Annotated in this window: 11 protein-coding genes; 10 read left to right on the forward strand and 1 reads right to left on the reverse strand. The window is 64.9% G+C overall.

Annotation, left to right across the window (positions count from 1 at the left end):
* Positions 1–173: 173 nt before the first annotated feature.
* Positions 174–1796, reverse strand: coding sequence for a helicase HerA-like domain-containing protein (locus AC0L3P_RS05135; protein WP_354206847.1), 1623 nt, complete (start codon positions 1794–1796; stop codon positions 174–176).
* A 344-nt stretch (positions 1797–2140) separates the two neighbouring features.
* Between AC0L3P_RS05135 and AC0L3P_RS05140 the strand changes: the two genes are divergently transcribed.
* From AC0L3P_RS05140 to AC0L3P_RS05185, 10 genes are all read left to right on the forward strand, one after another.
* A complete protein-coding gene (locus AC0L3P_RS05140; protein ID WP_473301179.1) occupies positions 2141–2506 on the forward strand; it encodes a DUF2267 domain-containing protein in 366 nt (121 codons plus the stop codon).
* A 26-nt stretch (positions 2507–2532) separates the two neighbouring features.
* Positions 2533–2940 carry a DUF4332 domain-containing protein gene (locus AC0L3P_RS05145; protein ID WP_007608193.1) on the forward strand — a complete coding sequence of 136 codons (408 nt, stop codon included), beginning with the start codon at positions 2533–2535 and terminating at the stop codon, positions 2938–2940.
* Positions 2941–3171: 231 nt separating this feature from the next.
* The gene (folP, locus tag AC0L3P_RS05150) at positions 3172–4032 is read left to right on the forward strand and encodes a dihydropteroate synthase (RefSeq protein WP_473301170.1); all 861 of its coding nucleotides are present in this window, start codon (positions 3172–3174) and stop codon (positions 4030–4032) included.
* Positions 4029–4397: a dihydroneopterin aldolase gene (folB, locus tag AC0L3P_RS05155; RefSeq protein WP_007608190.1), complete on the forward strand. Its 369-nt coding sequence runs from the start codon at positions 4029–4031 to the stop codon at positions 4395–4397. The genes folP and folB overlap by 4 nt, the downstream gene beginning before the upstream one ends.
* A gap of 1 nt (position 4398) precedes the next feature.
* A complete protein-coding gene (gene folK / locus AC0L3P_RS05160) occupies positions 4399–4890 on the forward strand; it encodes a 2-amino-4-hydroxy-6-hydroxymethyldihydropteridine diphosphokinase (protein WP_473301171.1) in 492 nt (163 codons plus the stop codon).
* An 81-nt stretch (positions 4891–4971) separates the two neighbouring features.
* Positions 4972–6843 (forward strand): methylmalonyl-CoA mutase family protein, encoded by a 1872-nt coding sequence (locus AC0L3P_RS05165; RefSeq protein ID WP_473301172.1) that lies wholly within the window; start codon positions 4972–4974, stop codon positions 6841–6843.
* Positions 6840–7304 carry a GFA family protein gene (locus AC0L3P_RS05170; RefSeq protein ID WP_473301173.1) on the forward strand — a complete coding sequence of 155 codons (465 nt, stop codon included), beginning with the start codon at positions 6840–6842 and terminating at the stop codon, positions 7302–7304. The genes AC0L3P_RS05165 and AC0L3P_RS05170 overlap by 4 nt, the downstream gene beginning before the upstream one ends.
* A 23-nt stretch (positions 7305–7327) precedes the next feature.
* Positions 7328–9484 (forward strand): methylmalonyl-CoA mutase, encoded by a 2157-nt coding sequence (gene scpA, locus AC0L3P_RS05175; protein ID WP_473301180.1) that lies wholly within the window; start codon positions 7328–7330, stop codon positions 9482–9484.
* Positions 9485–9537: 53 nt separating this feature from the next.
* Positions 9538–10308 carry an RsiV family protein gene (locus AC0L3P_RS05180; RefSeq protein ID WP_473301181.1) on the forward strand — a complete coding sequence of 257 codons (771 nt, stop codon included), beginning with the start codon at positions 9538–9540 and terminating at the stop codon, positions 10306–10308.
* A gap of 129 nt (positions 10309–10437) precedes the next feature.
* Positions 10438–11430, forward strand: a complete 993-nt coding sequence (locus AC0L3P_RS05185) for a tripartite tricarboxylate transporter substrate binding protein (RefSeq protein WP_473301174.1) — start codon at positions 10438–10440, stop codon at positions 11428–11430.
* Positions 11431–11567 lie beyond the last annotated feature (137 nt).

Consider the following 11567-nt stretch of genomic DNA (forward strand, 5'->3'; position numbering starts at 1 on the left):
CGCGGAATCTCATCATGCCCGGGCTTGTCCCCGGGCATCCACGTTCTTCGAACTGCAAGTGAGGCGTGGATGGCCGGGCCTTCGCCGCGCCGAAGCGGCTTCGGCCGCGCAGGCGGGACAGGCCCGGCCACGACGTTGTGGAGGCTTTAGTGCCTCAAATCTAGCTTGACTGCCTACCTGCGCAGCAAGCCGCCGAGCGCGCCGCGGACCAGCGTGCGGCCGATCGAGCCGCCAAGCTGGCCGGCGACCGACTTGCCGATGTTGGCGGCCATCCCCCCGATCACCTGATTGGTGACCGATCGGGTCATGTCACGCGCGATGACCTGGCCCGTGGAGAGGCGGCCGCGCTTGACGTTGGTGCCGAAGATGGTGCCGACCATAGAGCCGATCTGGCCGAGGATGCCGCCGCCTCCACCGCCCGCCGAAGCATCCGCAGTGGCAGCCGTGCCGGCAATGCGCTTCTGGATCATCTCGTAGGCGGACTCTGCATCAACGGCGGTGTCGTATTTGCCCTTCACCGGGCTTGCATCCATGATCGCCTTGCGCTCCTCCGGCGTGATCGGTCCGATCCGGGCCGACGGCGGCCGGATCATCACCCGCTCGACCATCGCCGGCGTGCCGTTGCCTTCGAGAAAGGACACCAGCGCCTCGCCCTTGCCGAGCTCCATGATCACCTTGGCAGTGTCGAGCTTCGGGTTGGGCCGGAAGGTCTGGGCCGCCGCGGCGACCGCCTTCTGGTCGCGCGGGGTGAAGGCGCGCAACGCGTGCTGCACCCGGTTGCCCAATTGTCCGAGCACACGATCGGGTACGTCGACCGGGTTTTGCGTCACGAAATAAACGCCGACACCTTTCGAGCGGATCAGGCGCACCACCTGCTCGATCTTGTCCATCAGCGCCTTGGGCGCGTCGTTGAACAACAGATGCGCCTCGTCGAAAAAGAAGACCAGCTTCGGCTTGGGCAGATCACCGGCCTCGGGCAGCTCCTCGAACAGCTCCGACAGCATCCACAGCAGGAATGTCGCGTAAAGCCGTGGGCTCTGCAGCAGCTTGTCGGCGACGAGGATGTTGACCATGCCGCGGCCGTCACGGTCAGTCTTCATGAAGTCTTTCAGCGTCAGCGCCGGCTCGCCGAAGAATTTGGTGGCGCCCTGGTTCTCCAGCACCAGGAGCTGGCGCTGGATGGTGCCGACCGTGGCCTTGGTGACGTTGCCAAAACCCTGCGCCGCCTTCTTGATCTCGGCAAGCGGACTCTCCTCGGCATCCGCCCCCTTCTTGCCGGCATCGGGCACGATGGCATCGAGCAGCGCGCGCAGATCCTTCATGTCGATCAGCGTCAGCCCATTGTCGTCGGCGACGCGGAAGGCGACGTTGAGCACGCCTTCCTGCACGTCGTTCAGGTCGAGCATACGTGCGAGCAGCAGCGGGCCCATTTCCGTGACGGTCGCCCGCACCGGGTGGCCCTGCTCGCCGAAGACGTCCCAGAACACCGTCGAGAACTGGTCGGGCTGGAACGTCAGCCCCATCTCGGTGGCGCGCTTGACGATGAAGTCCGCGGGCACGCCAACCTCGGAGATGCCGGAGAGGTCGCCCTTGATGTCGGCCGCGAACACCGGAACACCGGCGCGCGCAAATCCTTCCGCCATGACTTGCAGCGAGACCGTCTTGCCGGTTCCGGTTGCACCCGTGACGAGGCCGTGGCGATTGGCGAACGCCAGCGTCAGCCATGCCTGCTCGTTTCCTTTACCGACGAAGATCTTGTCGTCGGTATCGCCGAGCTTGCTGTCCTGTGCGGTCATTATTCCCTGATCTCTCTGCCGTGTTTCGCATATCGAAACTCGAATGCACCAGTTCCGTAGTTTAACGCATGTCGTGCGCTGATTGAAACCATTCAACGCGCTCCGGGCATCGACATCGCCGGAAATATGCGGGTGACATCCGCCGAAAGTAGGAACGACGCGTTCGCATCGCGGCATTTTTTTGCCGATTTCATCTCCGCTCTTGCATCACTGCAACACTTCTCGCGCGTTCGAGAATGAATCGGAACGTTGTGGCGTTCATCGCTTGTATTTCACATCACACCGGCTCAAGATCATTTTCGAAAGCAATACTCCGGCATGTGAACCGGCTGAGGGGCGGCCATATGGACGAGCTAATCGGGCGGCTGGCGACAAACGCCAGCATAGATAGTGCTGTCGCCGAAAAGACCGTCGGCATTATCCTGGGCTTCCTCCGCAACGAGGGTCCTTCCGACAGCGTCCAGGTACTGATCGACCAGATTCCAGGTGCAGAAGCGGCAATCGAGGCGTCCTGCAGCGGCGGAGGACTGTCGCGGCTGATGGGCGGCGGCCTGATGGCGGTGGGCACGCGCCTGATGGGCCTCGGACTTGGCATGTCCGAGATTCAGAACATCGCCCGTGAACTTTTTCGCTTCGGCCGAGACAAAATCGGAGCGGATCAGATGGGCAAGATCATCGCGGGGACCCCGGGCCTCAGCCAGTTCGCCTGACGCCTGCGCATTTCACATCGAGTATCATGACATATCCGATCTCCGAGATTGAGGGCCTGTCGGCCTTTGCCGCCAACAAGTTGAAGGCGCAGGGTATCCGCACCACCGACGCGCTGCTCGAGGCGGCCTCGACCGTGAAGGGCCGCAAGGCGCTCTCCGCGAAGACCGGCATCAGCGAGCAGTTGCTGCTGGAATGGGCGAACGTCTCCGACTACATGCGCATCCCCGGCATGGGCCGGGCCAAGGTCGGCCTGGTCCGCGCCGCCGGCGTCACCACCGTGCGCGAGCTCGCCTACCGAAATCCGGCAAGGCTTGCCCAGAGCATGCGGGACGCCAACGAAAAGAAAAAGCTGCTCCGCATCCTGCCCTCGGAGAAGTCGGTCGGCGACATCATCGCCAAGGCGAAAAAGCTGCCGCCGAAGATTTCGTATTGATCTAGGGACAAGTCTGGGCAGATAGAGCACCGCTCCTTCCCGGTCATTGCGAGCGCAGCGAAGCAATCCAGAGTCTCTCCGCAGCGGCAGCCTGGATTGCTTCGCTGCGCTCGCAATGACGGAGTGTGGGCAAGAGCATCGCGCCCTCACGGGACCCGGAGCACATTGGGCAGCTGGATCGCCCCCAATCCCGCCTTGAATCCCCCCTCCCCGACCGCTAAAGCGGGCCGCATGAATGCCTCGCCCTCCCCATCCGTCCCGGCGGCCGGTTCAGTCGGGCTTGACGTGCTGCGGACGCTGCTGGAGCGGCCGATCCCGGCGGTGATGGGCGTGCTCAACGTCACCCCGGATTCCTTCTCCGACGGCGGCGAATTCATCGCACCCGGGCAGGCGCTCGCGCGGGCACGGGCGATGATCGAGGCCGGGGTCGACATCATCGATATCGGTGCCGAATCCACCCGGCCCTACAAGGGCGCCCGGCCGGTCACGGCGGAAGACGAGCTGGCACGGCTGAGCCCGGTGCTGTCGGACATCGTGGCGCTCGGCGTGCCCGTCTCGATCGACAGCATGAAGGCGGAGGTGGTGGCCTTCGCGCTCACCCAAGGCGCAGTAATCGCCAACGACGTCTGGGGCCTGCAGCGCGATGCCGGCATGGCGCCGATGGTGGCCGCGAGGAGCGTCCCCGTCATTGTCATGCACAACCGCGACAGCGTCGATCCCGCCATCGACATCATTGCGAACATGAAGGCGTTCTTCCAGCGCTCGCTCGACATCGCGGCACAAGCCGGCATCGCCCGCGACAAGATCGTGCTCGATCCCGGCATCGGCTTCGGCAAGACGGCCGAACAGAGCATGATTGCGCTGGCGCGACTTCGCGAGCTCGACATGTTCGGCCTGCCGATCCTCGTTGGTGCCTCGCGAAAACGCTTCATCGCCTCGGTGTCGCCGTCGGAGCCGACAGAGCGGCTCGCCGGCTCGATCGCGGCGCATCTGCTCGCCGCGCAGCGCGGCGCGAAAATCATCCGGACCCATGACGTCGCCGAGACCTTGCAGGCCCTGCGAGTGGCGCACGCAATCGAGAGCAAGCCATGACCGATACGATCTTCGTGAGCGGCCTGTCGATCCATGCCCGCCACGGCGTGATGGAGCACGAGACCGAGGTCGGCCAGCGCTTCGTCATCGACCTCGAGCTCTATACCGACCTGTCGGAGCCTTCGCGCTCTGACCGGCTTTCCGATACTGTGTCCTACGCCGACGTCGTGGCGACTACTACGGCAGCCTTCAAGAACACCAATTACAAGCTGCTGGAGCGCGCGGCCGGCGCGGTGGCCGACGCCATCCTGTCGCACTTCCCGCGGATCCGTGCGGTCAAGATCACCGTGCACAAGCCGCATGCGCCGATCGCCGCGATCTTCGACGACGTCGGCGTCATGCTGACGCGCTCGCGGCACCCCTGACATGGCGAGCGTCCTGATTGCGCTCGGCGGCAATGTCGGCGATGTCCGCGCGACGTTCCAGAAGGCGATCGCCCATATCTGCGGCATGGCGCAGGCTGCGTTGATCGCGCGCTCGTCGGACTATGCGACGCCGCCCTGGGGCGACGAGGACCAGGCTCCCTTCATCAACGCCTGCGTCGAGATCGAGACCGATCTCGATCCGCACGCGCTGCTGTTCGTGATGCAGAAGGTCGAGCGGAAATTCGGCCGCACGCGCGACAAGGAGCGGCGTTGGGGGCCGCGTACGCTCGATCTCGACATGATCGCGTATGACGATGTGTCGTTTCAGAAGCCCGATCTGACCCTGCCGCATCCGCGCCTGTTCGAGCGCGCCTTTGTGCTAGTGCCGCTGGCCGAAATCGCGCCCGACCGCGTGATCGCCGGCATTCGTGTGCGCGATGGGCTAGCCAGCGTCTCGACGCAAGGCATTGAGCGGCTTCCGGATACCGGTTAATCAAAAACAACCGTTTGCAGGGACGGCCGGCCGTGGCAATTTCGACTGCGAACAACAAGATTTTCGGGAGCCCCTCGCCGCATGACCTCCGCGACTGACGACCTGCCGCTGGCGGCGGATTTTCCCAAGGCCACCGTCGAAGACTGGCGCAAGCTGGTCGATGGCGTGCTGAAGGGCGCGCCGTTCGAGAAGCTGGTCGCCAAGACCTATGACGGAATCAAGATCGATCCGCTCTATCCGCGCGCCAAAGGCGTTGCGCCCATGGTGGGGCGGCCGGCGGCAGCGCCCTGGCAGATCATGCAGCGGATCGACCATCCCGATGCAAGTGCGGCGAATGCGCAGGCACTGACCGATCTGGAAAATGGCGCGACAGGGCTTGCGCTGGTGTTCGCCGGCGGCAATGCCGCTCACGGTTTCGGGCTGGAACCGACCGCAGACGCAGTCGCAAAGATCTTGAGGGATATCCATCTCGATGCCGGCATCGGGCTGGAGCTCGAGATCGGTCCGCAATCGCGGATGGCGGCGATCCACGTCGCGGAATATGTGAAGAGCAACGGCATCGATCCCGCGGCCTGCGACATCCGCTTCGGGCTCGACCCGCTCGCGGCCGGCGCCGTGTGGGGCCATAGCCCGTATACCTGGGATGAGATCGTCCCGGCCATCACCGACGGCATCAAGGGCCTCGCCGCGCTCGGCTTCAAGGGGCCGTTCGCATCGGCCGACGGACGCGTGATCCACGATGCCGGTGGCTCGGAGGTGCAGGAGCTCGCCTTCGTGCTCGCCTGCGGCACCGCCTATTTGCGCGCGATCGAAGGCGCCGGCGTTCCGCTGGAGCAGGCGCAAGGTATGGTCTATGCGCGGCTTGCCGCGGATGCAGATCAGTTTCTCACCATGGCAAAATTTCGCGCCTTGCGGCTGCTGTGGGCGCGTATCGAGACGGCGTGCGGGCTCACGCCAAAACCGCTGTTCATCGCCGCCGACACCGCCTGGCGCATGCTGACGCAGCGCGATCCCTATGTGAACATGCTGCGCGCGACCATGGCGACCTTTGCGGCCGGCCTTGCCGGCTCCAACGCGATCACCGTGCTGCCGCATACGCTGGCGCTCGGCCTGCCCGATCCGTTCGCGCGGCGCGCGGCGCGCAATACGCAGCTTGTGCTGCTGGAAGAGAGCAACCTCGCCAAGGTCAGCGATCCCGCGGCGGGCGCAGGCGGCATCGAAACGCTGACGGGCCAGCTCTGCGACGCAGCCTGGGCGCTATTCCAGGAGAGCGAGAAAGCCGGCGGCGCCTTCGCTGCGCTTCAGCAAGGCCTGTTCCAGAGCAAGGTGGCGGCCGCGCGAAAAGCCCGTGACGCCAACATCGCAAAACGCCGCGACGTGCTGACCGGCGCCAGCGAGTTTCCGAACCTGCACGAGAACGAGACTGCGGTGCTGAAGGCGACGCCGATCGCGCTGGCGCCTTATGGCGAGCAAAAATACAAGTTCGACGCGCTGCCGCCGATCCGGCTGGCGGAACCGTTCGAGGCGCTGCGGGACAAATCCGATGCGGCCTTGAAGGCACACGGCGCGCGGCCGAAAGTGTTCTTGGCCAATCTCGGCACGCCCGCCGATTTCACGGCGCGCGCGACCTTCGCCAAAAGCCTGTTCGAGACCGGCGGCATCCAGGCCGTCGACAGCGAGGGCTTCGCCGATCCGGCCCAGTTAGTTGCAGCCTTCAAGGCCTCGGGCGCCGGGCTCGCCTGTCTCTGTTCCAGCGACAAGGTCTATGCGGAACACGCCGGAGCCGCGGCACAGGCCCTGCAAACCGCCGGGGCCCGACTTATCTATCTGGCAGGCCGCCCGACCGATGCCGAGGCGGCGCTACGTGCAGCCGGCGTCACCGGTTTTGTCTTCGCCGGGGGCGACGCGCTTGCGACATTGCAAGACGCCTATCGACGGATGGAGCAGGCATGACCGAAGCCAGCAAACCAGTTTTCACCGGCGGCTGCCAATGCGGGGCAGTGCGCTTTGGAGTCACGACGGCGCCGAACAGGGTTTCGATCTGCCACTGCCGGATGTGCCAGAAGGCCAGCGGCGCTCCGTTCGCCTCGTTTGCCGACATCAACAAGACGGACTTCGCCTGGACCAAGGGGCAGCCGTCGTTCTTCCGCTCCTCCTCCATCGCCGAGCGCGGCTTTTGCGCCGCCTGCGGCACGCCGCTGAGCTTTGGCCGCATCGACGGCGACCGCATCGAGATCATGACCGGCGCGTTCGACCGCCCCGACCACGTGGTGCCGACGCGACAGTTCGGCTCCGAGTCCCGTCTCGGCTGGGTGGCCGGGATCGCCAATCTACCGAGCCAGACCACGCAGCAGAATTACGGACCGGAAAAGATGGCGACCATCGTCAGCCATCAGCATCCGGATCATGATTGAGCGCCTATGATATGGTTGAAACCATGAGCCGCATTCCGAACTTCGCCGACGTCGCCTTCGAGCGAGCCGCCACCGGCGCCCCGACCGGCAGCGCCGAGCCGTGGCTGACGCCCGAGGGCATTCTGGTGAAGCCCGCTTATAGAGAGGCCGATCTGGCCGGGCTCGACTTCCTCGAGACCTATCCGGGCATCGCGCCTTATCTGCGCGGCCCCTACCCGACCATGTATGTCAACCAGCCCTGGACCGTCAGGCAATATGCCGGCTTCTCCACGGCAGAGGACTCCAACGCGTTCTACCGCCGCAATCTCGCGGCGGGACAGAAGGGCCTTTCGGTCGCTTTCGACCTCGCCACTCATCGCGGCTATGACAGCGACCATCCACGTGTCGGCGGCGACGTCGGCATGGCCGGCGTTGCCATCGATTCCATCTACGACATGCGCACGCTGTTCGCGGGAATTCCGCTCGACCAGATGAGCGTGTCCATGACGATGAACGGCGCTGTGCTGCCGATCCTCGCGCTCTACGTTGCGGCCGCCGAGGAACAGGGCGTGCCGCCGGAGAAGCTCTCAGGGACCATTCAGAACGACATTCTGAAAGAGTTCATGGTGCGCAACACCTACATCTATCCGCCCGCGCCTTCGATGCGGATCATCTCGGACATTTTTGCGTATACCTCGCAAAAAATGCCGAAATACAATTCGATCTCGATCTCCGGCTATCACATGCAGGAGGCCGGGGCGACGCAGGACCTCGAGCTCGCCTATACGCTGGCCGACGGCGTCGAATATCTTCGCGCCGGACTTGCGGCGGGCCTCGACGTCGACCGTTTCGCGCCGCGCCTGTCGTTCTTCTGGGCGACGGGGATGAACTTCTTCATGGAAGTCGCCAAGATGCGCGCCGCGCGGCTGCTCTGGGCGAAGCTGCTGAAGCCGTTCAACCCCAGGGATCCGCGCTCGCTGTCACTGCGCACGCATTGCCAGACATCCGGCTGGTCGCTGACCGCGCAGGATGTCTTCAACAACGTGATGCGCACGACTGTAGAAGCGATGGCGGCGACGCAGGGTCACACCCAGTCGCTGCACACCAACGCGCTCGACGAGGCGCTGGCGCTGCCGACGGACTTTTCAGCGCGCATTGCCCGCAACACCCAGCTCTTCCTGCAGCAGGAGAGCGGCACCACCCGCATCATCGACCCCTGGGGCGGCTCGTATTATGTCGAGCGTCTCACCCGCGACCTCGCCGCCAAGGCCTGGAGCCACATCCAGGAGGTCGAGGAGCTCGGCGGCATGGCCAAGGCGATCGAGGCCGGCGTGCCGAAACTGCGCATCGAGGAAGCCTCGGCCAAGACCCAGGCCCGCATCGATGCCGGCAAGCAGGCGGTGATCGGCGTCAACAAATACAAGCCGACCGACGAAGCTCCAATCGATATCCTCAAAGTCGACAATACCAATGTCCGTCGGCTCCAGATCGACAAGCTGACGCGGCTGAAATCCGAACGCAACCAGAAGGACGTCGAGGCCGCGCTCGCCGCGCTGACGCGCTCGGCCGGCGAAGGCAACGGCAATCTGTTGGCGCTCGCCATCGACGCTGCGCGCGCGAAGGCAACCGTCGGCGAGATCTCGGACGCGATGGAGAAGGTGTTCGGCCGACACCGCGCCGAGATCAAATCCATTACCGGCGTCTACAAGCGGGAGGCGTCCAGCATGGGTAACCGGGTCGAGAAGGTTCAGGCGCTGATCGACGCCTTCGAGGAGGCCGAAGGCCGCCGTCCGCGCATCCTGGTCGCAAAAATCGGTCAGGACGGTCACGACCGCGGCCAGAAGGTGATCGCGTCGGCCTTCGCCGATATCGGCTTCGACGTCGACATCGGGCCGCTGTTCGCGACTGCCGACGAAGCCGCGCGCCAAGCGGTCGAGAACGACGTCCACATCCTCGGCGTCTCCTCGCTCGCCGCCGCCCACCTCACTGCAGTGCCGGAGCTCAAGGCCGCGCTGAAGAAGCAGGGCCGCGACGACATCATGATCATCGTCGGCGGCGTGGTGCCGCCACAGGATTACGACGCGCTCTACGCGGCCGGCGCCGAAGCGATCTTCCCGCCGGGCACGGTGATCGCGGACGCGGCCGAGGAGCTGATCCGCAAGCTGAACGCCCGGCTCGGGCATAGCGAGGCGGCGGAGTAGGTCGCCATCGATCTTCGAAAGGACAGTGCGTGATATTTTCCGCGCCAGCGTTGATGCGCGCGCTAGCTGTGGTCGCAGCCTGCAGCGCGTTGTTGGCGACCGCCCATGCTGCCGACCCCAAGCCCGACGCGGTCATCAAGACCAAGAGCATCGAGGCCCGCGTCTTCCTCGACGACAAGGTCAAGGTCGATGTAGCGCTGGCGGCCGACTGCCTGGCGGAAGGCAAGAAGTGGATCGACAAGAACGCGGCAGAAGCCGCCGCTTCGCGCAAAGAGGATCCGCAGTTCTTTAGGGATGGCGGCTGGGACTTTGAGCGCAAATATACGATCCGGTCCGTCGTCGCTGACCGCCATGTCAGCATTCTCCGCAACGACTACATGGACACCCACGGCGCCCATCCCAACTCCGACGTGAACACGATCCTGTGGAACAAGGCCGAGAACAAGCGCATCTCCATCCGCCCGTTCTTCACCGAGACCGCCGACAACGGCCCGGCCATGAAGGCAATGATGAAGGCGGTGATCGCCTCATTGAAAATCGAGAAGAAGAAGCGCGGCGCCGGCGAGACCGCGACCGACGAATGGTTCAAGAGCGTGGAGCCGAGCCTGCTCAAGATCGGCGCGGTGACGCTCGCGCCGTCAACCGACGCGGGCAAGAGCTCCGGCCTCACCTTCCACTACCCGCCCTATGCAGTCGGCCCCTACGCCGAGGGCGAATATGTCGCGTTCGTGCCGTGGGAAGCGCTGAAGCCTTATCTCGGCGCGGAAGGCACCCGTATCTTCGGCGGCGCGCGGCCGAAGAGCGACGCGGACGAGCCGCAGTGATCCGTGTTTTGAGCAGCGACCAGCTCACAGAGCGCTGGTAGCGCTACCTTGCGGCCGCGCTGCAAAGCCGACTAGAATGTCGCCATTGACAAGAGCGCCCGAAATCATGGGCGCCGCTGGGAGGCATTCATGTCCAAGATTACGCGCCGCACCTTTGCGGCTTCATCTGTCGCAGTCGCGGCATCCGCCCCATTCGGCCTCGCACCCGCACGTGCGCAAGCCTATCCGGCGCGGCCCGTCACCGTCATCGTGCCCTGGGGCGCGGGCGGCGGCACTGACGCGACTGCGCGCATTGTCGCAGCGCTGCTGGAGAAGGATCTCGGCCAGCCGTTCAACGTGGTCAATCGCACCGGCGGCTCCGGCGTCGTCGGCCATACCGCGATCGCGACCGCGCAGCCCGATGGCTACACCATCGGCATGCTCACGGTCGAAATCTCGATGATGCACTGGCAGGGGCTGACCGAACTGGCGCCCAAGAGCTACACCCCGCTGGCGCTGATGAACGAAGATCCCCCGGGCATCCAGGTCTCCTCCTCCTCGCCTTACAAGACGGTGAAGGAACTCGCCGAAGCCATCAAGGCGGCCCCTCCCGGCAAGTTCAAGGCCTCCGGCACCGGCCAAGGCGGCATTTGGCACCTCGCGCTGGTCGGCTGGATGCAGGCGATGGGCCTGCCCGCCAACCAGGTCGCCTGGGTGCCGTCGAACGGCGCCGCACCCGCGATGCAGGATCTCGCCGCCGGCGGCCTCGACCTCACCACCTGCTCGGTGCCGGAAGCCCGCGCCATCATCGAGGCCGGGAAGGCCAGGAGCCTTGCCATCATGGCGCCGGCCCGCAATCCGATCTTCAAGGACGTGCCGACGCTGAAGGAGGCGATGGGCATCGACTACGCGACCGGCGCCTGGCGCGGCATCGCCGGGCCGAAGAACCTGCCGCCGGAGATCGCAACGAAGCTCACCGCGGCGCTGCAGAAGGTCTACGACTCTGCCGAGTTCAAGGACTTCATGGGCAATCGCGGATTCGGCACCGTGTGGGGCGATGCCGGTCAGTTCGCAAGCTTCATGGACAAGGGCGACGCCCAAATGGGCGAAGCGATGAAGGCGGCGGGCCTGAGCAAGGCATGATCTCCTGCCGCTCTCACGCGAAACGATAGTTGATTGAAGTGGCCGGTCCACACGCTCAGTTCACCTCGCCCCGCTTGCGGGGAGAGGTCGGAATTCGAGCGGAGCTTGAATTCCGGGTGAGGGGGACTCTCCGCGAA

Source organism: Bradyrhizobium sp. WSM4874, assembly GCF_055811835.1.